20 protein-coding genes are annotated in these 24,278 nt (G+C 63.3%); 17 read left to right on the top strand and 3 right to left on the bottom strand.

The window, feature by feature from the left end:
* Positions 1–35: 35 nt before the first annotated feature.
* Both H8F01_RS08730 and H8F01_RS08725 read right to left on the bottom strand, forming a co-directional pair.
* Positions 36–884 (bottom strand): HNH endonuclease, encoded by an 849-nt coding sequence (locus H8F01_RS08730; RefSeq protein ID WP_187058643.1) that lies wholly within the window; start codon positions 882–884, stop codon positions 36–38.
* A gap of 32 nt (positions 885–916) precedes the next feature.
* Positions 917–1,393 (bottom strand): Lrp/AsnC family transcriptional regulator, encoded by a 477-nt coding sequence (locus H8F01_RS08725; protein WP_187058641.1) that lies wholly within the window; start codon positions 1,391–1,393, stop codon positions 917–919.
* Positions 1,394–1,653: 260 nt separating this feature from the next.
* On the opposite strand from H8F01_RS08725, the gene H8F01_RS08720 reads away from it, so the two are divergent.
* The 12 genes from H8F01_RS08720 to H8F01_RS08665 all read left to right on the top strand — a co-directional run bounded on the left by H8F01_RS08720 (position 1,654) and on the right by H8F01_RS08665 (position 18,283).
* Complete coding sequence (locus H8F01_RS08720) at positions 1,654–3,096, top strand: MFS transporter (protein ID WP_187058640.1); 1,443 nt, start codon at positions 1,654–1,656, stop codon at positions 3,094–3,096.
* 139 nt (positions 3,097–3,235) lie between these two features.
* Positions 3,236–4,399: a pyridoxal phosphate-dependent aminotransferase gene (locus H8F01_RS08715; protein ID WP_187058638.1), complete on the top strand. Its 1,164-nt coding sequence runs from the start codon at positions 3,236–3,238 to the stop codon at positions 4,397–4,399.
* 15 nt (positions 4,400–4,414) lie between these two features.
* Positions 4,415–4,900, top strand: a complete 486-nt coding sequence (locus H8F01_RS08710) for a RidA family protein (protein ID WP_187058636.1) — start codon at positions 4,415–4,417, stop codon at positions 4,898–4,900.
* A gap of 44 nt (positions 4,901–4,944) precedes the next feature.
* A complete protein-coding gene (locus H8F01_RS08705) occupies positions 4,945–5,421 on the top strand; it encodes a RidA family protein (protein ID WP_187058634.1) in 477 nt (158 codons plus the stop codon).
* Positions 5,422–5,462: 41 nt separating this feature from the next.
* A complete protein-coding gene (locus H8F01_RS08700) occupies positions 5,463–6,977 on the top strand; it encodes a S10 family peptidase (RefSeq protein ID WP_222615738.1) in 1,515 nt (504 codons plus the stop codon).
* A gap of 67 nt (positions 6,978–7,044) precedes the next feature.
* On the top strand, positions 7,045–8,556 hold the full coding sequence (locus tag H8F01_RS08695; RefSeq protein ID WP_187058632.1) for a S10 family peptidase: 1,512 nt from the start codon (positions 7,045–7,047) through the stop codon (positions 8,554–8,556).
* Positions 8,557–8,731: 175 nt separating this feature from the next.
* On the top strand, positions 8,732–9,988 hold the full coding sequence (locus H8F01_RS08690; protein ID WP_187058631.1) for an aminotransferase class V-fold PLP-dependent enzyme: 1,257 nt from the start codon (positions 8,732–8,734) through the stop codon (positions 9,986–9,988).
* A 142-nt stretch (positions 9,989–10,130) separates the two neighbouring features.
* Positions 10,131–11,843, top strand: a complete 1,713-nt coding sequence (locus H8F01_RS08685) for a M61 family metallopeptidase (RefSeq protein ID WP_187058629.1) — start codon at positions 10,131–10,133, stop codon at positions 11,841–11,843.
* A gap of 337 nt (positions 11,844–12,180) precedes the next feature.
* The gene (locus H8F01_RS08680) at positions 12,181–14,493 is read left to right on the top strand and encodes a TonB-dependent receptor (RefSeq protein WP_187058628.1); all 2,313 of its coding nucleotides are present in this window, start codon (positions 12,181–12,183) and stop codon (positions 14,491–14,493) included.
* Positions 14,494–14,698: 205 nt separating this feature from the next.
* Positions 14,699–16,744: an amidohydrolase family protein gene (locus H8F01_RS08675; protein WP_187058626.1), complete on the top strand. Its 2,046-nt coding sequence runs from the start codon at positions 14,699–14,701 to the stop codon at positions 16,742–16,744.
* Between the two features lie 634 nt (positions 16,745–17,378).
* The gene (locus H8F01_RS08670; protein ID WP_187058624.1) at positions 17,379–17,711 is read left to right on the top strand and encodes a hypothetical protein; all 333 of its coding nucleotides are present in this window, start codon (positions 17,379–17,381) and stop codon (positions 17,709–17,711) included.
* A 140-nt stretch (positions 17,712–17,851) separates the two neighbouring features.
* Entirely contained in the window at positions 17,852–18,283 is a 432-nt protein-coding gene (locus H8F01_RS08665; protein WP_187058622.1) for a HigA family addiction module antitoxin, read from the top strand.
* On the opposite strand, the gene H8F01_RS08660 is transcribed toward H8F01_RS08665, so the two are convergent.
* Positions 18,180–18,563, bottom strand: a complete 384-nt coding sequence (locus H8F01_RS08660; RefSeq protein WP_187058620.1) for a nuclear transport factor 2 family protein — start codon at positions 18,561–18,563, stop codon at positions 18,180–18,182. The genes H8F01_RS08665 and H8F01_RS08660 overlap by 104 nt on opposite strands.
* Before the next feature lie 97 nt (positions 18,564–18,660).
* On the opposite strand from H8F01_RS08660, the gene H8F01_RS08655 reads away from it, so the two are divergent.
* The 5 genes from H8F01_RS08655 (at position 18,661) to H8F01_RS08635 (ending at position 24,248) form a co-directional block, all read left to right on the top strand.
* Positions 18,661–19,311 carry a DNA-3-methyladenine glycosylase gene (locus H8F01_RS08655; RefSeq protein ID WP_187058618.1) on the top strand — a complete coding sequence of 217 codons (651 nt, stop codon included), beginning with the start codon at positions 18,661–18,663 and terminating at the stop codon, positions 19,309–19,311.
* Positions 19,312–19,501: 190 nt separating this feature from the next.
* Positions 19,502–20,542 (top strand): Dyp-type peroxidase, encoded by a 1,041-nt coding sequence (locus tag H8F01_RS08650; RefSeq protein ID WP_187058617.1) that lies wholly within the window; start codon positions 19,502–19,504, stop codon positions 20,540–20,542.
* Positions 20,535–21,338 carry a family 1 encapsulin nanocompartment shell protein gene (locus tag H8F01_RS08645; protein WP_187058615.1) on the top strand — a complete coding sequence of 268 codons (804 nt, stop codon included), beginning with the start codon at positions 20,535–20,537 and terminating at the stop codon, positions 21,336–21,338. Before H8F01_RS08650 ends, H8F01_RS08645 begins: the two co-directional genes overlap by 8 nt.
* 355 nt (positions 21,339–21,693) lie before the next feature.
* The gene (locus H8F01_RS08640; RefSeq protein ID WP_187058613.1) at positions 21,694–23,973 is read left to right on the top strand and encodes an FdhF/YdeP family oxidoreductase; all 2,280 of its coding nucleotides are present in this window, start codon (positions 21,694–21,696) and stop codon (positions 23,971–23,973) included.
* A 59-nt stretch (positions 23,974–24,032) separates the two neighbouring features.
* Positions 24,033–24,248 carry a hypervirulence associated TUDOR domain-containing protein gene (locus H8F01_RS08635; RefSeq protein ID WP_187058611.1) on the top strand — a complete coding sequence of 72 codons (216 nt, stop codon included), beginning with the start codon at positions 24,033–24,035 and terminating at the stop codon, positions 24,246–24,248.
* Positions 24,249–24,278: the final 30 nt, after the last annotated feature.

The raw sequence follows: 24,278 nt of genomic DNA, 5'->3' as shown, positions 1-24,278 counted from the left end.
CAGCTGGTATTCCGCCTCCTTCATGGCCTGATCGGCTACCAATCGCACCGATTCCGGTGCCATTGGAGGGCCTCCGGATTGGGTCTCTCGTGCGAATGACTGCAGGTCTTCAACTGCGTTCCGCGCAGCCGTTCGTATTCGGTGCCCTGGAGTTTCGGGCTGACCAGTACTTCTAGAGTCGTCGGTTCGATAGCGATCAGGCCAAGATCAAAGAGCGTATGCAGGTCTGCTCGCAAGAGAAGACCATTTTGGATGACGTTCGTTTGGTCGCCCTTGTACGGATGGATGTGCGCTGCTTCGAGTATCTCCTCGATCGAGCATCTCGTGATTGAGCATTCGCCGCCATAAGCGCGTAGAAGCTTGTCTCGAAATTTCCTTTGGCCTCGGCGACGAACAATGCTTGCCGCCGTCCGGTGCCTGGCGTCGATAACGCTTTCAATGTCGAAGAATCCACTGTTGTCTGCATTGGACTCTTCTTGCTTGAGCACATCGTCGATGTTGGCTGTTCCGACTCGTTTCAATTCGAAGGTGGTAGGCGTTGAGCCGCTTCTATCCTTGTAATTGAACGGTCCCTCATATACGAAGCCAAACTTCGGGTGCTGATGTCTGCTCTCTCGATAGAAGAGTAGAAGCTCTTGGTTATTCGTCTTGTGATCAATGATCAAGCGATCAGTTCGACCCTTGGTCTGGCCTTGCATCACAAGGTCGTCGCCGTGAAGCGAGTCGTGATACTGAGTTCGGTCTGGCGTCTTGTTCTTGGTGACAAAGAGCCACACGGATTCGTGGCCTTTCGGGCGAAAGATTCCGTTATTGATGCTCTTGTCGGTTATGCCAAACATCTCTTGGAGTTGCGCGCGGGTGGTCTCCAGCCTTCTGGAATGCATCCAGCGACATGCCGCGCATCGCCGCTCGTTGCTTACTGTGCGTACACCGGCAACGCGGAGGTTTCCTTCAGATCGTCGACGACGATGATGGATTTCAGGGTGCCGACCAGCTCTATCGAAACGAGTTTGCCGAGCAATTCGCGGAAATGGGGAATGTCGCGCGTATAGGTCTTCAGCAGGTAGTCGCCGTCGCCGGTGACCATGCTGCACTCCATGATCTCCGGCAGGTCCCTGACGAGCTGATGGAATGCGGAGGCTTCCTCGGAGTGCTGCTTCAGCACCACGGTGACGTAGGCCTTCAGCTTCAGCCCGAGCTTTTCAGGATCCAGCACGGCCGCGTACCGGCGGATCACGCCCATCTCCTGGAGTTGCTTCACTCGACGGGAACACTGCGAGTTGGAGCGGTAGACCCGTTCGGCGAGCTCCGCCATGGTCAGGTCGCCCTGCTCCTGGAGCTCCTGGAGGATCCGGACATCGAAGGAATCAAGTTTGCTCTCGTTCGTATCCATGGCTGTCGCACTGCACCAAGGTGGGGTGAAAAAACTTTACTGTTCTTGGGTACATTTCGTGAAAAAAAGACACGTTTGACCCGCAGGTGTGCCTGAAATGCACACCCATTACGGGTCTGCACGAATAAATTTGCAAGTGTCGGAATAGCCTCTGGCCGTTTTCATTCTGTCTCCATGCCTCGTGAGATTGCTGCTCGAGGCGTGTGCGAGGGGTGGCGTGGTCCGAGCACACTTCCATGCAACCGGGTGGGCGATTGTCGGTGGAGCAGATCTTGAAAGCGGGCGGTGATGTGGCGGCGGCAATAACCAAGGGGCCGCACAATGCGAGCGCCGTGCACGCCCCCGTGCGCGCGAGCCTGCCGCTGCGCATCAAGGGCGGCTGGGCGCTGGGCGAGATCGGCCTAGCCAGCTACGTGGCGATTCTCGCCATGTATCTCCTGTACTTCATGACGGATGTGCTGCACATCTCGGCCGCCTATGCCGGCGTGCTTCTGCTCATCCCGCGCATCTGGAACATCGTCATCGATCCGATCGTGGGTCAGATCTCGGATCGAACGTCGACCCGCTACGGTCGCCGACGCCCCTTCCTGATTGGTGGTGCAGCGCTGTGGGGCATCGGGTTCGCGCTCATCTTCAGCATGCCGCGTCTGGATGGTGGCTGGCTGTTCGGCTTGGCGTTCCTGGCGGTTTTCCTGATCACCAACACCGGGTTGAGCATCTACCAGGTGCCGTACTGCGCCATGGCTACGGAAATGACGGAGGACTACGCGGAGCGCATTTCGCTGATCAGCTGGAAGAACGTCGTTGCGCGGTTGTCGGTGCTGGCGGGCGTCGCGCTGGCTCCGCGCGTGGTGCAGTTGATGCCGGTGCCCGCGGATGGCTATCGCCTCATGGGCATGGTCTTTGGCAGCGTCATCCTCATCAGTGGCGTGGTCGCGTTCTGGGCCACGTCGGGCGCGCGCAGCACGGTGTCGCATCGCAAGGAGCCCGCAACGCTCCGTGAGCAGCTGGCGGCCACGCGGGCGAACCGGCCTTTCATCGTGCTGATTTTCTCTTACGCCATCTATTTCCTGGGGCAGCTGCCGTTCGTCGGGCTCCTCGTCTATTACGTCACGGTGGTACTGGGTCAGTCCGCTGCACTGGTGGGCGTGCTTTTTCCCATTGCGTCACTGACGTCGGCCATCGTCACGCCCTTGTGGGCCAGGGCCGCAGAGCGCTTCGGCAAGCGGCGCATGTGCATGCTCAGCTGGGGTGGCGCGGGGCTTGCGTGGACCGCGCCACTGTTGATCCCCGACAGCATGCATTGGCTGATCTATCCCGCGATGGTGGTGGTCGGCATTTTTCAGGCGGGCGGCGATCTGTTGCCGAATGCCATGGTCCCCGATGTGGTGGACGTGGACGAACTCGTCAGCGGAGAGCGCCGCGAAGGCGCCATCTACGGCTTGTGGGTTTCCCAGCAACAGACCGTGCTGGCCCTGGGTGGACTGGTCACCGGCCTGGCACTGGCCATCATCGGGTACGACGGCCATGTCGAACATGCGGGTCCCGGCATCGGCATGGGCATCCGCATCGCCATGACGCTGCCTTCGTGTGCGCTGGCCTTTTTGGCCGTGGCGTGCCTCACCCGCTACCACTTGCCTGAGGCCGAGCTACAGGCCATGCGACAGAAGCAAGTCGCGGTCAGTGGGCGTGAAAACGCGTGATGGCACCGACGTCCCTTCAGGCCGGCTCGATCGAGTCGAGGCAACCGCGCTCCGCTCGTTGGCCGTCGCCCTGGTACCTGCTCGCCCTATCCATCAGTCCATGCCGAACCCCGTCGCTCGCCGAGACCCCAGTATCTCTATGTTGAAACCTCGCTCGAACGACCCCTCCAAGCCGACGGTTACCTACACCGAGTGGTGTCGCGCCGTCGTGCAGGCTGCCGGGACAGACTCCAGGGTCAACCTGCTGTTCGACAGCACCATCGAAGAGCCGTCCGAGCTGCTTCGAGACAAGGTGCGAAATGCCTTCACCGGCGACGCGAATCCTCACTATCGCAGCGTGTTCGCGCGGGGAAATCCCGATGTGATCTCGGCCATTGCCGAGCGCTATGGCGTGGAATCGCCGTGGATCACGTGTACCACCGGCTGCAGCAGTGCGCTGTCGATCATCTACCGCGCGTTTCTTGGCACGGGAACCCACGTGATCGTGGAGCGTCCGTATTTTGATCTGTTCCCGGATCTCGGCAAGAACTGCGGAGCGCAGATCAGCTACGTGGATCGCACGGGCCCCACGTTCGAACTGGACGTGAGCCGCATCGTCAGCCAGATCCGCACCGATACGCGCCTGATCGTCGTCACCAACCTGCATAACCCGACGGGCGCTGCGCTGAGCGATGCGGCACTGACCGAGCTTGCCATCGTGGCAGAACGTGCCGGTGTCACCGTGGTGGTGGACGAGGTCTACGCCGACTTCATTACCGACGGCTCGCGTTCCGGCGCGGCTGCACGCCTGTCGCCGGCGCTGGTGAGCACGGGCAGCCTCTCGAAGGTGTATGGCCTGTTTGCCTTGCGCTGCGGATGGATCATCGCGCAGAAGGCAGCCCGTGAACGCATCCAGGCCGTCTACGACCGCTACGAGCTGGGCGTGTCGAAGGTAACCCATGCCGTGGCGGCATCCGTTTTCGATGACATGGCGCCGTTTGAAAAACACTGGCGCGACATCCTTGCTGCCAATCGTCCGCTCATGCAGCAGCAGGCCAGCATCCTGGAGGCCGAAGAACTCCTGGCCGGTCCCGTGCCCACGTTCGGCTGCATGTACTTCCCGCGTTTGCTGGTGAGTCATGACGACATGGCCGTCGCCGATTTTCTGTGGGAGACGGAACGCCTCGCGGTGGCACCGGGCAGCTACTTCGGGCGCCCCGGGCATTTGCGGCTGGGTTTTGGCAAGAACACCGCGCACATCAAGGATGGCCTGGATCGCCTTCGGGCGGGCCTGCTCCGTTATCGCGTTCAACAGTCCGTGTGACCGGGAGATATTCCTATGAGTCAGATTGAATCGCGCCTGGCCTCGCTCGGCCTGCAACTTCCCCCGGCCATCGTGGCTCCCGGCGGGGTCGCACTCCCGTTCAAGTTCGTCCATGTGCTTGGGAATCGCGTGCTGATCTCAGGGCACGGTCCGCAGGGTGCCGATGGGCGCATGGCAGGGCCGATGGGCAAGGTGGGTGCGGATCTTTCCGTGCAGGAGGGTTACCACGCTGCGCGGCTTGTGGCGCTGTCGATGCTGGGCAGCCTGAAGCGCGCCATCGGCGATCTGGATCGGGTGGAAGCCTGGGGCCGCGTGCTGGGCATGGTCAATTCGGCGCCCGGTTTCATTCGCCAGCCCGAGGTGATCAATGGATTCTCCGACCTGATTCTTGCGCTGTATGGAAGTGAACGAGGTGCACATGCGCGCAGCGCCGTCGGCATGGCGGAATTGCCTTTCAACATTCCCGTAGAGATCGAAGGTGAGCTGACGCTCAAGCCCTGACACCTCTGCGGTCGCCGCGTTCCTTCAATCAGGAGAGCCCTCCCATGTTCCGTCCCAACGTTCGAATGCTGGTTGTCGCCGCCCTCGCTTATGCGTCGATGGGCGCGCTCCATGTACACGCTGCACCGCTGCAGGAAGGTGTCACGCACTACGTCACGGGTGAGAGCAAGTTTCCCTTCTCGCCTGCGGTGCGTGCCGGCAACACGGTTTACCTGTCCGGACAGATCGGCGGGGATGCCTCCGGCCTCGGCAAGGACTTCGAAACGCAGGCACGGCTGGCCATGGACAACATCATGTCGACCGCCAAGCTCGCGGGCATGGGGCCACAGGACCTCACCAAGTGCACGGTGATGCTCGCCGACATGAAGAACTGGGACGCCTTCAACAAGATCTATCGCACCTACTTCCAGCCCGGGAAATTCCCGGCCCGCAGCGCTTTCGGTGTCACGGGCCTCGCGCTGGGCGCGCAGCTTGAAGTGGAGTGCCTGGGTTACGTGACCACGCCGGCGGCCTCGCACTGATGCATTACCCACCGATGATGTCCTGTAGCCGGATCCACGGCATGAAAGCCTTGATGCTGGGGGCGTTCGTCGCTTGCCTCGGCGCATCCGTTTTGTCCGTGCACGCCGCGGACGCGCCGGATAGCGGCACGCAGCCCCATGTCACGACCCATCATCGCGGCACGTTCAACGGCAAGGCCATGCGTTACGCCGTCGAAGTGGCGCCAACGCATGTGAGCAGCGGTGACAGCGGCCCGTCCGCCGACCTGGTGTCGGTGTCGTACGTGGCCGAGGGCATCAAGCGCGAGCAGGATCGCCCGGTGATGTTCGTGTTCAATGGCGGACCAATCACGGCGTCGGTCTACCTGCACATGCTGGGACTCGGCCCGCGCCGGCTGGTCACGCCGGGCGACGTCAACGCGGATATTCCGCCCGCGCCGCTGGCCGACAATCCGTCGTCTCCGCTGGATGCCACCGACCTGGTGTTCTTCGATCCGGCGGGAACCGGCTACAGCCGGGTGGCCACCGGAACCTCGCCGAGCGCCTACTTTTCGGTGGACGCGGACGCGGAACAGTTCACCCAGTTCGTGCAGGCGTGGCTCAAGGCGCACGGTCGCGAAGCGTCACCCGTCTACCTCTACGGCGAGAGCTACGGCACGCTGCGCGCGGCTGCGGCGGCACAGAAGCTCAGCCACCTGAAGACGCCGGTGCAGTTGAGTGGCGTATTCCTGCAGGGGCAGGCGCTCAACATCATCGAGATCTCGCAGCGCCACGACAACATCATCAGCTACACCGTGTCCTTGCCCACGCTGGCCGCGCTGGGCTGGTTCCACGGGAAGGTGGATCACGCGGGCAAGACCTTCCAGCAGCATCTGGACGCGTCGCGCGACTTCGCGCAGAACGTGTACATGCCCGCGCTGTTCAAGGGCAGCAACCTCGACCCGAAGGAGCGCGATGCTGTCGCCGCGAAGCTGGAAGCCCTGACCGGCCTGCCGGCGTCGGTGTTCCTGGCGAACGACCTGAAGGTATCCAAGGTCCAGTACCGCGCGCTGCTGTTCAAGGATCAGAACGAGCTGCTGTCCGCCAACGATGGCCGCTACAAGGCGCTCATCACCAAGGACGATCCGCATCCGGACGGCTCGGAAAAAGTCATGAAGGCCGCCGAGGCCGCCTACGCCAAGTACGCCAAGGACGAACTGGGTGTACAGACCGGCTACGCCTATCGCAGCCGCGCGGGCGTCGAGAACATGGACCTGTGGGGTTGGGGCGCCAAGAGTCCGTTCGGCGACTGGCCTTACATGGCGATGATCAAGGACGCCATGACGCTCAAGCCGCAGCTCCGCGTGGTGATCGGGCAGGGCTACTTCGACACGCTCACCACCACCGGTGCGACGGACTACGCCGTTGCGCAGTCCGGCTGGCCGAAGGATCGGGTGCGCGTTGCGTACTACGAGTCGGGCCACATGGCTTACACGGTGCAGAGCAGCCTCGAGCAGATGAGCCGTGACCTGCACGAACTGATTTCGCCGGCGTCGTCGGCCACGGGCACCACCCCGCGCGCTGCGACCGCTCCCTGAACCCGCCTTGGGGAGCGGTCGCATGCGACGCACGCCATCCATTCCACCCTTCAGAAGAAGCCACACGATGAAGCGATCGACCAGCACGGGCTTTTCCATCCCACGTCTTGGTGCCCTGGGCCTTGCCACGCTGCTTGCGTTCGGCACCTCGGCCATCGCGCTCGCGGCGGACACGGTGGAGCCCTTGATCGCGCCGGTGACCACGACGCACAAGGTCACCATCGGTGGCGTCAGCGTGCCGTACAAGGCGACGTTTGCCGAACTGCCGCTGGGAGATGACAAATCCCATCCCCAGGCCACGATGTCGGCGACCACGTACCTGCGCAGCGATGTGCGTGATGCATCGAAGCGGCCGGTGATCTTCGCGTTCAACGGCGGCCCCGGTGCCTCGTCGACGCCGTTACATCTGCATGCCCTCGGCCCGCGGATGGTGATGGACCCGGACAAGACCCACAAAGAGCCGTCCATCGTCGACAACGCGTACAGCGTGCTCGATGCTGCCGACCTGGTCTTCATCGATCCGGTGGGCACGGGCCTGAGTCGCGTGATGCCGGGTGGCGATGGCAAGCCCTACTGGGGGCCGGACAGCGACGCGCAGCTCATCCTTGGCTTCATGCGCGACTGGCTGAAGGAGCATCACCGCGAGCAGTCCCCGGTCTTTGTCGCCGGCGAGAGCTATGGCGGCTATCGCCTGGGCACGATGATGAAGCTGCTGGGCGACCAGCAGGTGGCCGGCGTCATCCTGATCTCGCCCATGCTCGATCGCATCAGCATGGTGGACGCCAAGGGCAACGACCAGCCTTACATCAATGGCTTCCCGACGATGGCGGCCGCGGCATGGTTCCACCAGAAGGTGGATCGTCGCGGCCTTACGCTGGAAGCCTTCGTGGCGGATGCGCAGGCCTTTGCCTCGAGTGATTACGCGGTGGCCCTGCAGCAGGGCGACAAGCTGCCTGCCGCGCAGCGGCACGCGCTTGCCCAGAAGATGGCCGGCTATATCGGGTTGCCGGCGGAGCGCATCGAGCGCGCTGATCTTCGCGTCAACAGCGAGGACTACCTCAACGAACTGCTGGCCGATCAGGGGCTGCGCCTCGGTCGCCTGGATACGCGTGAAACCGGACCGTTGCACGCGGAGGCGCCCAAGGGCGTGCCCACCAACGATCCCTCGTTGCACGTGAGCCAGAAGGTCGGCATCAACGACCGCTACTTCCGCGACGAACTGCACGTGCCCACCGATCGCCGCTACGTCGGCGTCAACTTCCAGGTCAATGCCATCTGGAACTGGGCGGACGACAAAGGCGACCAGCCGGGGCCGCGCTTCTACTTCAACTCCGCGCCGTTCATCGGTGACGCGGCGGCGAAGCGGCCCGGCATGAAGATCCTGCTTGCGGGCGGCCTGTTCGACATGGCCACGCCCTGGAGCGCGGCCCGTTATGTGATGGACCATGCGGGCATTCCTGCCGGACGCCTGACGGAAGCCGGCTTTGCATCCGGTCATTCGCCCTACGGCGACCCGGGAACGCTCAAGGCCTTCTCTTCGCAGCTGCACAGCTTCATCAAGAGCACGGCCGCGCCATGACAACCGCGACGTCCCTGGCCGCCACGACACGCGCGAGTCGCCGCGGGCCTCGCGAGAAAGCGAGGCTGCCCGGCCGGCCCGTTGATGCAGAACGGCTGAGGGACGAGGCGGCCGTGGCGCTCGCATTGCGCACCATCACCCTTTCCTTCGGCCTGCAAAGGAAGAAGTCATGCAAATGAATCGACGGAACTTCCTGGCCGCCGCCGGGCTTGCTGCCACCGCGCCGCTTTACGCGCGCGCCGGAACCCCCGCACCAGCGGGCGCGGACATGAAGAGTCTGCCCACCATCAAAGGACTCGGCGGCATCGAGTTCTACAAGAACGATGGCGTTTATCTCGACTCGGGTTCGATGCATCCCGTCAGCGTGGGATCACGTGCGACGCTTGATGCCTACCTGGCGGACCGCATGGGCGATCCGCGCAGCACGTCCTATCACCAGGATCCCATTCGCGACCGCGTGCTCGGCAACTTCGCCCAGATGATCAACGCCGACCGTTCGGAAGTGACCCTGGTGCAGAGTACGACCGCCGGCGAACAGCTGGTGCTTCGCGCGCTTGGCTTGCCTGCCGCCGGTGCGCATGTCGTCACCGACACCATGCACTTCTTCGGTTCGTTCTACCTGTATGAAGCCATGGCCAAACTTGGCGTGGATGTCACCTGGGTCCGGCCGAAGAACAATCGCATCGACCTCGATGACATCGAAGCGGCGGTGAAGAAGGGCACGAAGCTGGTAGCGATTTCTGCCGTCTCCACCTTCAACGGTTTCCAGCACGACCTGAAGCGGGTGTGCGAAATCGCGCATGCGAAGGGTGCGCGGGTCTACGCCGACATCATTCATGCGGCCGGTTGCGTGCCGCTGGACGTCAAGGCCACGGGCGTCGATTTCGCGGCCTGTGCCAGCTACAAGTGGCTGATGGGCGATTTCGGGCTGGGCTTCCTGTACGTGCGCAAGGATCGCCTCCCCGAGTTGCAGCATCCCGTGTGGGGCTACTACCAGCTCAACGCGTTCCAGAGCCATGTCTATCCGTTCGATCCGCCCGGCGACGACGTGGCTGACTACGGTGTGCCGGAAGACGCTTCCGGCTACTTCATGTGGGGAACCTTTTCGCACATGGGCATCGGCTTGCTCGACTACTCGCTGGACTACATCCAGAAGGTGGGCGTGCCTGCGATCCAGGCGCATGCGAAACCACTCACGGATCACCTCAAGACCGAGTTGCCGAAACGCGGCTTCGAGCTGGTGACGCCGATGGAAAGCACGGCGCCTCTGGTGACCTTCGCCTACAAGGACGCGGCAAATCGTCTGCGCCCGAAGATGAAGGAAGCCCAGGTGGACATCACGATCAGCCGCAATCGTTTCCGGTTCTCGCCATCGGTGTTCAACACGATGGAGGACATCGATCGCGCGATGCATGCGCTGGGTACCGCGTGATGCACAGCTGACCACACGTTGCGGTTTGCGTCGGGGCGCGACCGCATGTTGATCAATCACGGCTCGCCCCTCCATGGGCAGGGGCAAGCCCGATTCATTCAAGCGGACCATGTTCCGCAGGCACCGAAATGGGGAGAGATCGATGAAGCGGTTATCGGTAATGATCGGAGCGGCACTGGCGTGCGCGTGTTCGGGCCTTGCAGCGCCGGCGATGGCCGCGGAGGCGCCGCCGGCGCTGAATGTGGTGTTGAAGCCGCATGTGCCGGCCGGCACCGCGGGCTATATCGACGTGACGATGTCCTTCCAGACGCCATCGCTCCAGGCTGGCGCGCCGCTGGTGCGTTTGCCGCTGCAGCTCGTGGGCATTCCCACCGCCCGTTACGACGGCGATGCGCTGACCGCGCGCGATGACCAGGGTCCGCTGGCGCTCGAGATTTCCGAAGAGAAGCCGCAGCCGGAAGGCGTCTATCGTCGCTGGAGCGTCAAGCGCCCGACCAAGGGCGACGTGGTGGTGAGCTTCCGTGCACCGCCGCGCGTGGTGACGGCCAGTACGAACAATGGACCGCTGTTCGACCTGCGCGCGGAAAACGGCGGCTTTGAAGGCGCCGGCGTGGGCTTTCTTGCGACGCCCGCGGCCGAAGGTCCGTACAGCGTCGACCTCAAGTGGGACATGAGCGACATGCCGGCGGGTTCGCGCGGCGTGTGGTCGTTGGGCGAGGGTGAAGTGAAGGCGGTGGTGCCGTCGCAGGTACTGTCCTTCAGCTACTACGCCGCGGGCCCGCTCAAGAGCCAGTCCAGCGCCACCGATTCGCGCCTCAACGTGTACTGGCTCAGTGAGCCGCCGTTCGACGCGAAGGCCTTCAGCACCTGGGTGTCGAAGTTCTACAACTACACGTCTACCTTTTTCGGCGACACGAAGTCTTCGTATCGCGTCTTCATGCGGCAGAACCCGTATGCGGGTACGGGCGGCACCGCCCTGGCGCACTCCTTCATGTTCGGCTACTACCCGCCGGCCAAGCCGACGGTGGAAGACCTGAGGGATCTGGTGGCGCATGAAATGGCCCACACCTGGCCGATGCTCGAAGGCAGCCATGGCGAAACCGCGTGGTACTCGGAAGGCACGGCGGAGTACTACTCCTTGCTGATGGCGTACCGCGCCGGCCTGCTCACGCTCGACGAGTACCTGGCCAGCATCAATCAGCGCGCCGACGGTTACTACGCAAGCCCGAGCCGCAACATGACCACCGCCGACGCGGCCAAGCTGTTCTGGAAGGATCCCGTGATGCAGAAGGATCCGTACGGTCGCGGGTTCCTCTATCTGGTGCAGACCAATGCCGCCATCCTGGCCAAGAGCGGCGGCAAGCGCAGCCTTGATGACGTCGTGCTGGAGATCTATCGCCGCACCGAGAAACAGGAACCGCACGGCGTTGCCGAGTGGCTGCAACTTGTCGGCAAGGAGATTGGCCCGGCTGAAGCGCAGGCCGCGTTCGACACCATGAAGTCCGGCAAGACCCTGGTGATTCCGGATAACGCCTTCGCACCGTGCTTCAAGGTGGTCAGCGAGCAGCGCCATGCGTTCGAGCTGGGTTACGTGCGAAGCAATTCAGGATCCGACGCGGTGGTTACCGATCTCAAGCCGGATTCGGCAGCCGCCCGGGCTGGCGTGAAGAACGGCGACAAGATCCTCAAGGCCCCTGACGCGTCGAAGGCGTGGAAGAGCGAGAAGACCGAAGTCACGGGTGTGTTCGAGCGTGACGGCAAGTCCTATACCGTGACCTATCTGCCGCGTGGCGGCGCCGTTGAGGCGTACCACTGGGAGCGCGCGAAGGGCGCAGCGCCTACCTGCAAATTCTGAGCATCGCGCGGCACGGAAGCCGCACTCGACCGAGTGCGGCTTTTCTTTTGTGCGCTCATGGCGCGACGGGTTTTCCTCCCGTGCATGAGCCAGATCAAGACGTTCTGCGCCGCACCACGGCGCAGCGACCAAAATTTTCGCCAAATGGCCGAATGATCGATTTTTTTATCGCAAGTGATGGATGTCCGCATGAAAGTCGCACGGATATTGCCCACTCGATGAAATAAATTGAATTTGAACAGGGAGGCATCTCCGCACCCGGAATCGTGGTGTGCGGGTTGCAAGCCAGCCTTCCACAACAGCCATCACGGCGAGCAAGAAGCCCTGGGGAGGGGTGATGAACAAGCTGAAGTTGAAGCATCTTGCGGTGGAACTCGGGCGCGCCTGTCGCCCCGGCCGCGAACGCGTGCTGTTGGCCGTGGGGGCCAGCTTCCTTGCCGCGTCGCTGATGTCCTCGGCGGTCCATGCGCAGGCAGCCCAACCGGCCGGCAACGGGGCGGCACAGGACAGCGGGCAGTCGGGTGGCGACAGCAAGAAGACCAAGACCCTGAGCACGGTGACGGTCACGGCGCAGAAGCGCTCCGAGGCCCTGCTCGACGTGCCGGTTCCGGTCGCCGTGGTGCAGCCCGCCAACCTGGTGATCAATAACACCCTGCAGTTGAGCGACTACTACACCCAGGTGCCCGGCCTGAGCTACAGCCGCGGCAACGTGGCGATCCGCGGCATCACCACCGGCACCTTCGGCAACCCCACGGTGGGCGTCACCATCGATGACGTTCCGTTCGGCTCGACCGTCGCCAACGGCAACGGCGGCCGCGTGGTGCCTGATTTCGATCCGTTCGCGCTGCAGCAGATCGAAGTGCTGCGCGGCCCGCAGGGAACGCTTTACGGCGCCGCCAGCATGGGTGGCCTGATCAAGTACGAAACCGTCTCGCCGCAGACCAGCAGCTTCGGTGGCCGCGTGGAAGTCGATGGGCAGAGCATCGATCACGGCGGTACCGGCTGGGGCGTACGCGGCTCGGTCAATGTGCCATTGACCAGCAACCTGGCCGTGCTGGTCAGCGCGTTCGAACGGGATGAACCCGGTTTCATCAAGAACACCCAGAACGACAACGACAAGGGAAGCCATGGTGCCAACGGTGGCCGCATCAGCGCCCTGTGGCTTCCCGCCGACAACGTCACGGTGCGAGTGTCCGCGCTGCAGCAGCACACCTATACCGACAACGTCAGCAACTTCGCCGGTGACATCAATCGGGTCCCGACCTATGGCGATGAGTACAGCGGCAAGCAACTGCCGAACATCTACGACCATCGCGACACGAAGTTCTACGACGCCCATGTCGACGTGGATTTCGGATGGGGCAGCCTCACCTCGCTGACCGGCTACAGTCAGGACAGCTTTACCCACATGGATGACGTTTCACCGATCTTCGGCACCATTGCCGGCATGGTGTTCGGCGTCCCCGGCCTCGGCGCAAACATCTACGAGCCCGGCAAGACCGACAAGTTCTCCCAGGAATTCCGCCTTTCTTCCAACGAAGGCAACAACAGCAAGTGGGACTGGCAGGTCGGTGCGTTCTTCACCCGCGAGAACTCATTCAGTGCGCAGAGCGTCAATCCGCTGGTGCCGTCGACGATGGAAGTGGTGGGGCCCCCGGGTGAGTTCTTCAACAGCTCGGGCCCCTCGACCTACAAGGAATACGCCTTGTACGGAGACGCGTCCTATCACTTCACCGATCGGTTCGATGTACAGGTCGGCGGCCGCGTGAGCCGGATCGAGCAGACGTACTCCAGCCTTTCGGGCGGCATACTCAACGGCGGTGACAGCTCGGTCTCCGGTTCGTCGAGCGATCACAACACCACCTATCTGATCACGCCTCGCTACAAGATCACCGATGACGTCATGGTCTACGGTCGCGTGGCCACGGGCTATCGCCCGGGTGGTTCCAACGCCGGCGTGATCCAGACGTCCGATGTGCCGCTGACCTACGCGCCGGACAAGACCACCAACTACGAGCTGGGCATCAAGGGTGCGTACTTCGACCACCAGCTGGTGTGGGATGCCTCGCTCTATTACATCGCCTGGAACCACGTGCAGATCCTGGAGACCAGCCTGGTGTCGGGCATGTCGTTCACCGGCAATGCGGGCAAGGCCAAGAGCCAGGGTGTGGAGAACACGCTGACCTTCCAGCCGACGGACAGCTTCAGCATCACGGGCAACCTGGTTTACAACGATGCCGTGCTCACGCAGGATTTCCCGCTGGAGAGCGCCTATGCGCTCAGTGGCGATCGTCTGCCTTACTCCGCGAAGTGGACCGGTTCGCTGTCGTTCGACAAGAACTTCCCGGTCGCCGCCGGCTGGACGGGTTTCACTGGCGCCACGTTCTCCTACGTGGGCGACCGCTACGAGGATTTCCCCTCGCATGAAACCTTCCCGCGCGTGCACGTGCCCTCGTACTCGCAGACCGACATCCATGGTGGTGTCATGAACGGTCCGTGGACGTTCGCGCTCAACGTACGCAATCTGTTCGATCGCCGCGGCTTCCTCGGCGGCGGCCCGAAGAACACGCTGAGCCCGAAAGATCCGCGCTATTCGTGGAACATGATCCAGCCGCGCACCATCGGGCTCACCGCTGCGTACAAGTTCTGAGAGAAGTAGACCCGGGGCGGTCGGCTGCCTGCTGCACCGCCCCTGTTCCTTGGCCGTTGCCGGCACCCATGCGCCGTCGGCTGCGCGCCTCCTTTTCCCCGCTGGCATGGATGCCACGCTTTTCTATCGCACACGGGATCCTCGGGTCATCGCCAGGCATCGGTGAGTGACAAGCCCGAAGCGACCCTAAAAAGTGGATCGCCTCATGAAATCGACCCTTGCCGTCCTCGCCCTCGCCCTCGCCTCGTCGATCCACGCGCAGCCTGTCACTACGCAGAAGCTGATCATCGTGGGCAACGGTGAAGCCGTTGGCTCCGTGGTGGCGACCACCAGCGGCGACCACGTCACCGTGGACTATGCCGTCAGCAACAACGGACGCGGACCCAGGCATCACGAAGCGCTGGTGCTCAATGACCGTGCGCTGCCCGTGGCATGGTCGGTCAAGGGCACGTCGCTGATGGGTGGTGCGGTTGACGAAGACTTCCACTGGGCCGACGGACACGCGCAGTGGAAGAGCCAGGCGGAACAGGGCGAGTCCACGGCGGCGGCACCGGCGCTCTACGTGTTGAACGACACCAGCCCATGGGCGTACGGCGTGTATGCGCGGGCCCTGCTCAAGGCACCCAAGCAGTCCCTGGGCACCTGGCCCTCGGGCAACATGAAGCTGGAAAAGCTCCAATCGACGGATCTCACCGCCAACGGCCACACGCTGCACGCGGACGTGTATGCCATCACCGGGATCGACACCAAACCGCTCTACGTCTTCCTCGACAGCAAGCAGCGACTGGTGGGCACGGTGGATGGGCAGGGTACGGCCGTCCTCGACGGCTATGAAGGCGCCGCGAAACAGGTGGCCGATGTGGTCGCCAGCCTGGAGGACCAGCGCCTGCGAAGCCTGGGCGCGAAGCTGGCCCACAACTATGACCGGCCGGTCCGGATAAAGAACGTCCATGTATTCGACCCGGCGACGGGTAAGGTGGGACCGTTGCAGACGGTCATCACCTTCGACCACCACATCACCTACGTAGGCAACGATCCCGACAAGCTACCGCCCACCGAGGACCAGGTGGTTTTCGACGGCCAGGGCGGCGTGCTGGTACCTGGCCTGCACGACATGCATTCGCATGCCACCTCCGATTCGGGCCTCAATTACATCGCCGCTGGCGTAACGAGCGCCCGCGACATGGGCAACGTCAATAGTTTCCTGCAGACGCTGAGGGCCCGCATCGATGCCGGTGAGCTGATCGGGCCACGCATCGTGCCCAATGGTTTTCTCGAAGGTCGCAGTCCGTACTCCGCCCACACTGGCTTCATCACCGACTCGGTCGAGGATGCGGTGCGCGACGTCGACTGGTATGCGGATCGCGGCTACTTCCAGATCAAGATCTACAACTCGATGAATCCGGACTGGGTCCCGGCCATCGCGGCGGAGGCCCATCGACGCGGCATGCGTGTGACGGGCCACGTGCCCGCCTTCGATACGCCCGACCGGGTCATCCACGACGGTTATGACGAGATCGCGCACATCAACCAGCTGGCGCTGGGCTGGGTGCTCAAGCCCGGTGAAGATACCCGTACGCCGCTGCGGCTCACGGCGCTGGCGCGGCTGGCGAGCCTGGATCTCAACGCGCCCAACGTGCGGGCGACCATCGACCTGATGGTGGCACGACATATCGTGCTGGATCCTACGATGTCGATCGTGGAGCGGTTGCTGGTCAGTCGCGCCGGCGAAACGCCCGAGCCCGAGGCGGCGGTGATCGATCACATGCCCATCAGCTATAGCCGGTATCGCAAGCGCACCTTCGTGCCGGCACCGACACCAGAGCTGACCGCGCAATACAACGGTGCGGTGCAAAAGTCCCTGGACATCCTCAAGCTGCTGCACGACAAGGGCATTCGCCTCATGCCGGGTACGGACGATACGAACGGTTTCTCGGTTCATCGCGAGCTGGAGCTTTACGTCAAGGCCGGCATTCCGCCCGCCGAGGTGCTGCGCATGGCGACGCTGGGGCCAGAGGAGTACTTCGGCCGCGCCGACCGGCTGGGCACGATCGAGCGCGGAAAGCTCGCCGATTTCTTCCTCGTCGCGCAAGACCCGACGGCCAATATTTCCGCCATCCGTGCACCCCGGCTCGTGATGAAGGACGGCACGGTGTTCTTCCCGTCGGAAATCTACGGCGCGATCGGGGTGAAGCCTTTTGCCGAGCCGCCGCCGCAAGAACAGCTTGTGGCGAAGCCATCTGTTCACTGACCAGCCCTTGGCATCCATGAGACGTGTTGCACCAAGGCCCCAGGTGGCTCAGGGTTTCAAGTCGTCTCCCAAAGAAGAGCAATACACCCAGTGCAGCGGGTGCGGCGGTCAACTCAAGAACCAGAATCTCTTTGTTCCAGCCAAACGGCTTGCACCGCTCAAAAAGAGATCACGAATTCACTGCGCTTCGCAGTGACCGAGGTGTACGGTGTCAATCCAGGGCGGATGCTCCCCATCCGGAAGAGGTGGTTAGCGCCTTGTCGGATGAGTAGGTATTCAAGATGTACTCGGGGCGTTTCAAAAGGTGGGCGACCACTACGAATCAGTGCTTGACTGCTAGCGACTGACCCGGAGGGGCGAAGTGGAGGCGCTCTCGTGCTCGTCAATCGCCATCGTGGATGGACGGCGGCGCCTCACCTTCTCGGCCCACACAGACGCGCCATTTACCCCATGCGCCGCATCGGCACCGCCTGACATCCACCGCCCTCAGCCTTTGCTACCGTCCCCACGTCATTCGCGGCGTTCTTCTTCTTCGCTCCGCGGTTGACCACGTCAGCAATGTCGTGAAGCGCGGGTCGCTTGAGTAACAGCTCAAAGCGACCCGCTGACCATCACCAACTTCTGGTAGTTGATCATGGCTATCCGCGATCATACGGCACCCGCTCGCCTGCATTTTCCTTCGGGTGATGCATCCGCTTCTCCGCTCACGTCCGTTCGATTGACTGCCAGCAGGCAGGCATCGTCGCTACACCTTTCCACGCTCGATGACATCACGGTGGCGCTGTTCGCGCTGTCGTGTCTGCTCGAATACAGCGAGTGTTCGCGCAGGGCGGCGGCGCGCTTCAGTCCGGAAGGGCTGGTGGTGTGGCCGCTTTCGCCGTTGTTTGTGGAAGGGCTGACGTCGGCGGTGCAGTGTCTCCGGCAGTACGCGGGGTCGCTCGGGCTTGAACTGAAAGCGAGCGTTTAGGTGGGTGTGGTGATCGGTCCTGGTGGCGTATCGGCTGGTCGGGCGATACGCCACGTCTGATCGTGCTTCCTCATTTCCTACACGGAGCCGGCCGGATGGCTGCTCTGCCGCTTCCTTGTGCCTTACAGAAGGCGGGTCGCATGGCCAATCTCGTTTCGCTGACGCCAGACATGATGCTGGAGATGACCGCGCCGGCCCGAAAGCCGGGCACGGTGTTGAAAAAGGATTATCTGGACCGGCGTCACCTGTCGATTGCCCAACTGGCCAAACTGTCGGGTGTGCCGGGAAAGCACCTCGCGGCCACCATTTTCGGCACGCGCCCCATCACGCCGGATATCGCGGTGCGTCTGGCGGCCGTGCTCGGCACCTCGGCGTTCTACTGGCTGGCGTTGCAGGCGCGCTGGTCGCTTCGGAAGGGGGCGGGCATCGAGGGGTGCCGAACCGCAGGTGATGGCATGAAGCGTGAGATCACGTGTGTGGCTCCACCCACTGCACCCGCCACGCCGGTGCTTCAAACGGATCAGCAAAGTACTGGGTTTCGTGCGCCACTTTGCCGTCGCGAAATTCCATGATGCTCACCGTGTATGCCAGCTTGCCCTGATAGGTGATGGTGTACTCGGTGATCCACAGGTTGCCTTCGCCCACGATGCGACGGATGGTGAATCCGGAGGGCTTGCCGGGGTGATGGCTGCGCAGCGCCTGAAGGTTCTGGCGGCCGTGGATCACTTCGCCCGATTGCGGGTACTCGCACACGGCATCGTCGTGATAGATGCTGTGCTCCGTGTCCTGGTCGCCGGCAGCCGATGCCGCCCAGTGCCGCACCAGGGCATCCCGGATATCGCGCGCAGTCATGGCCGTGTCCTCCACAGGCACGCCTTCCGGCGCGGCGCGAAAGTGGACCATACTCGTGGTGAGTTCGCCGTCGACAAGCCCGCAGGGGACGTCAGCCATGCGCACAAGGGTGGGGCAACATGCCGCGTGGCCGGGCGCCGTCGTGCCGCGGTCGTTTTTCGCACGCCCGGCCACCACGGTGGCACCCCAGCTGCTCAACAAGATCCTGGCCTGCGCGGATGGACGATCCGGGCGCATCGTGGAAGTGGAAGCCTATCGCGGGTCCATCGACCCGGCCGCGCACACCTTCCGCGGCAAGACCCCGCGCAATGCCGTGATGTTCGGGCCCGCCGGCCATATGTATGTGTACTTCACCTATGGCATGCACTGGTGCGCCAACTGCGTGTGCGCGCCGCCGGGCGAGGGTGTGCTGATACGGGCGCTGGAACCGCTGCACGGGCTGGCGCAGATGCGTGGCGCACGCCCGGAGGGAATCCGGGACCGCGACCTGTGTCGAGGCCCGGCGCGTCTCACCCAGGCGCTTGGCATCACCGGGGCGCAGAACGGCATCGATCTGGTGGAAGACCCGGACGGTTTTGCCATCGTGGACGACGGCATGCGCCCGCCCAAGGGATTGACCGGCACGCGCCGGGTGGGTATCCGCGTGGGCGTCGAACTGCCCTGGCGTTGGAGCGTGCCGGATAGCCGTTACGTATCGGGGCCTGCCACGGTGCGCGCACTGGTCGCGGGTGCGCCCGGCAGGCGGTAGTTGCCTGAGCCGCGTGCAGATGGCGTTTGCATGACAGGTGAGGAGTCGGGTCGGCACGTACGGACCTTTCGAATCAGATACATGTAAGCAAGGATGGCGAATCCCCCAAAGGGGATTGATTGTTCGCGCGCTTGGGTGCCTCATTGCACGACGTACGGGCATCAGCAAGACCCGTCATAAGGAGCAGATCGTGTCTTCCATCGTTTCGCAGCCGGTTGCAGAGAAATTGACGCAGTCGGCCATTTTCCTGGTGGTGACGCTGGCACCGGAACCCAGGGTAGATCAGGCGGTGCGCGGGCTGTGCGGCGACCTGTCGTCACTGCTGCGCGGCATCGGCTTTCGCCACCCGTCGCGCAAGCTCTCGTGCACCATGGGCTTTGGTTCGGATGCGTGGGATCGCCTGTTCGGCGAGCCGCGTCCGGCGGAGCTGCACCCGTTCAAGGAAATCCGCGGCGAACACCACGCGGTCTCCACGCCGGGTGACCTACTCTTCCATATCCGTGCCACGCATATGGACCTGTGCTTCGAGATGGCCTCGCAGATCATGCTACGACTGGGTGATGGCGTGACCTCGGCCGACGAAGTGCATGGCTTCAAGTACTTCGACGAGCGCGATCTGCTCGGCTTTGTCGACGGCACCGAGAATCCCTCGGGACAGGCGGCGCTGGATGCCACCCTGATCGGCGACGAGGATGCGGCCTTTGCCGGCGGCAGCTACGTCATCGTGCAGAAGTACCTGCACGATCTCACCGCCTGGAACAAGCTGCCAGTGGAGCAGCAGGAGCGCATCATCGGCAGGCAGAAGCTCTCGGATATCGAGCAGGACGATTCGGCCAAGGCCAGCTACGCGCACAACGTGCTCACCAATATCGAAGAGAACGGCCAGCAGCTGCAGATTCTTCGCGACAACATGCCCTTCGGCGATGTGTCCAAGGGTGAGTTCGGCACCTACTTCATCGGTTATGCGTGCTCGCCCACGCGCATCGAGAAGATGCTCAACAACATGTTCGTGGGCAACCCGCCCGGCAACTACGATCGCCTGCTGGATTTCAGCAAGGCCGTAACGGGTTCGTTGTTCTTCATTCCCACGGCCAGTTTCCTCGACGACGTGTCGGAGGACGAAGCGCCCGCTGCGCAGGCGGCAACGGATGAACAGGCATCCGGCGCGGCGCGTCCGTCCGACGGTTCGCTCGGTATCGGTTCGCTCAAAGGAGAGTCAGCCCATGAATAATCTTCACCGCAAGCTCGCGCCCATTTCCGAAAAGGCGTGGGAGCAGATCGAGCAGGAAGCAGCGCGCACGCTGAAGCGCCACCTGGCCGCGCGGCGCGTGGTGGATGTACTGGGGCCCAAGGGCACCGAGTTCTCCGCGGTCGGCACGGGTCACCTGGCGAAGATCGACGCGCCGGACAGCGACATCGAGGCCTGCCTGCGCGAGGTCAAGCCGCTGGTGGAATTCCGCGTGCCGTTCAAGCTGTCCCGCCGCTCGCTGGATTCAGTGGAGCGCGGCGCGAACGATCCGGATCTGCAACCGCTGAAGGATGCGGCGCGCAAGATCGCCTTTGCCGAAGATCGTGCCGTGTTCGAAGGCTACAAGTCCGCCCATATCGAAGGCATCCACCAGGGCACCAGCAACAAGGCCATTGCCCTGCCCAAGGATGCGTCGGGCTATCCCGCCGCCGTGGCGCGTGCGGTCAGCCAGCTGCGCGAGATGGGCGTCAACGGCCCGTACACCTTGCTGCTCGGCGAGCAGGCGTACACGGCCGTGAGCGCGGCCACGCAGCACGGCTACCCGGTGGCGCGCGACATGCAGAACCTGGTGGATGGCGAGATCATCTGGGCACCGGCCATCCATGGCGGCGTGGTGCTGAGCACACGCGGCGGCGACTTCGAGCTGCATCTGGGCCAGGACATCTCCATCGGCTACCTCAGTCACGACGAAAAAACCGTCACGCTGTACCTGCAGGAGTCGTTCACCTTCCTGCAGCTCACGTCCGAGGCGGCGGTGGTGTTGTCTGCGGAGAAGTAAGGCCAACAAGTTCGGCGAGGGAAGGCAGTCCCTTTTCTTTCACGAACGTTGGTTCGAAGCCGTGGACCCGATCAGCGCGAGGTGGTCGGGTCTACCTCTCCTTCATTCCGGCACTTGCCGGCATCGCGCCACCGGTTTTCAGGCTCACAGCGACGGCGACCGTGGCGCCCGGTGGCGCTATCTCGCCCGCATGTTCGCGCTACGTCGACGAACCGGAAAACAACCCGGGCACCTGAAGCACAGCGCCGTCCCCGTTATCCGCCACCGCAGGCTTCTGCGTTAAAGCCTGGTGTTGCAACGGTTGTGTATAAAGGCCGGGTACACGACACAGATCAGGCACCCAGGGCGTTGCTTCATGGCTGACAAAGAAATTCCCGGCATCCGCACCTACGATGCACCGGCAGGTGGTTGGGGTGCATTGCGCGCTACGGCGCGGGCCATCCGCGAACAGATGGATGCGGGCGATGCCACCGTCACCCTGCTGCGCACCAACAAGCCCGAGGGCTTCGACTGCCCGGGCTGCGCCTGGCCGGACAAGAAGCACACCTCCACCTTCCAGTTCTGCGAGAACGGCGCGAAGGCCGTTACCTGGGAAGCCACCAACAAGCGCGTGCCGCCCACGTTCTTTGCGCTCAACACCGTGAGCTCGTTGTGGGAGTGGAGCGACTACGAGCTGGAGGACGAGGGGCGCCTGACGCACCCCATGGTCTACAACGCCGACAAGGACATCTACGAAGCGATCAGCTGGGACGACGCCTTTGCACGCATCGGCGGCATCCTGCGTGGGCTGGACGATCCGGACAGCGTGGAGTTCTACACCTCCGGCCGTGCATCCAACGAGGCAGCGTTCCTGTACCAGCTGTTCGCGCGCGAATACGGCACCAACAACTTTCCCGACTGCTCGAATATGTGCCACGAGGCCACCAGTGTGGGCTTGCCGCCGGCCATCGGCATCGGCAAGGGCACCGTGTCGCTGGAAGATTTCGACCATTGCGAGCTGATCATCGCGATGGGCCACAACCCCGGCACCAACCATCCGCGCATGATGGGCACGCTGCATGAAGTGGCGCGTCGCGGCGCACCCATCATCGTGTTCAACCCGCTGAAGGAACGCGCGCTGGAGCGCTTTGCCGATCCGCAGAGCCCGGTGGAGATGGCTACGCTGGGCTCCACGCCCATCGCCACCACGTACCTGCAGGTGAAGATCGGCGGCGACGCGGCGGCGCTCAAGGGCATCATGAAGGCGCTGCTGGAGATGGACGCGGCAGCGGGCGCGGCATCCACCGTGCTCGATCACGCGTTCATCCGCGAACACACCAACGGTTTCGATGCGCTGGCGGCGGATCTGCGCGGCACGACATGGGACGACATCGTCGCGACCTCGGGCTTGTCCGAGGATGAATTGCGCGCCGTCGCCGCGGCTTACGCCAAGTCCAACGCCACCATCATCACCTACGGCATGGGCATGACCCAGCACCGTACCGGTACGCAGAACGTGCAGCAGGTGGCTAACCTGCTGTTGCTGCGCGGCAACTTCGGCAAGCCGGGCGCAGGCATCTGCCCGCTGCGCGGCCATTCGAACGTGCAGGGCGATCGCACGGTGGGCATCACCGAGAAGCCGAATGCCATGCTGCTGGATCGCATCGAGCAGACCTTCGGCTTCCGCCCGCCGGCAAAGCATGGGCATGACGCAGTGGCGGCGCTGCAGGCCATCGGCGAAGGGCGTTCGAAGGCACTGATCTGCCTGGGCGGCAACCTCGCCGTGGCGATGCCTGACCCGGAAGCGTGCTTCTCTGCGGTGCGCGGACTGGAGCTGCAGGTGCATGTCGCCACCAAGCTCAACCGTTCGCACCTGCTCACCAGCAAGCACACCTTCCTGTTGCCGTGCCTGGGGCGCACCGAGCGCGACATGCAGGCAGCCGGTGCGCAGTCGGTGACGGTGGAAGATTCCATGTCCATGGTGCATGCCTCGCGCGGCAAGCTGACGCCGGCGTCCGAGGCGCTGCGCTCGGAGCCCGCCATCGTGGCTGGGCTGGCGCGTGCCACCTTGCCGGACACCAGGGTGCCGTGGATGGAGCTGGTGGCCGACTACGACCGTATCCGCGACGCGATTGAATCGGTGTTCCCGGATTTCCAGAGCTACAACGAGCGCATTCGCGTGCCCGGCGGCTTCCGCCTGCCGCTGCCGCCGACGCAGCGCGTGTGGAGAACGCCTTCGGGCAAGGCGGAGTTCCTGTTGTTCCGCGGGCTGGAGGAAGATCCGGTATCGGCAGATCCTCGCGTGCTCAAGCTCACCACGGTGCGCAGCCACGACCAGTACAACACCACCATCTACGGCTACGACGATCGCTATCGCGGTGTGTTCGGCCGGCGTGATGTGTTGTTCATGAACAAGGATGATCTTGCCGAGCTGGGCATCGGCGAGGGCGATGCGGTGTGCGTGGAAACCGCGTTCGGCAAGGGCAGGGAACGTCGCCTGGAACACGTGATCGCGGTGGCCTATCCCATCGCCCGTGGCGCAGTGGCCACGTACTATCCCGAAGGCAATTGCCTGGTGCCGTTGGACTACAACGACAAGATCAGCGGCACACCGTCGTACAAATCAGTACCGGTGCGCGTGACGCGCGCAGCGTAAGCAGGGCTGGCCGGGCCCATGAGGCCCGGCTTTCGTTGAACGCAGGCGGGAGTCGCAGCATGGCCACGACATTCAAGGTAGGTGACCACGTCACGTGGAACTCCGAGGCCGGCTGGGTCAGTGGCACCATCATCAAGGTGCACACCCGCAACTTCGACTACAAGGGTTACACCCACCACGCCACCGCCGACGATCCGCAGTACGAGATCAAGAGCGACAAGACCGATCACATCGCTGCGCACAAGGGGCGTGCGTTGCGGTTGACGCAAAGCTGATCCGGGCGACGGCTGGATCCATCGTCGGAC

Origin of the sequence: Dyella telluris (assembly GCF_014297575.1) — a bacterium.
GTDB lineage: Bacteria > Pseudomonadota > Gammaproteobacteria > Xanthomonadales > Rhodanobacteraceae > Dyella > Dyella telluris.
Note: the sequence above shows the minus strand (reverse complement) of the source record. Positions and strands in the feature narration are given on the sequence as shown.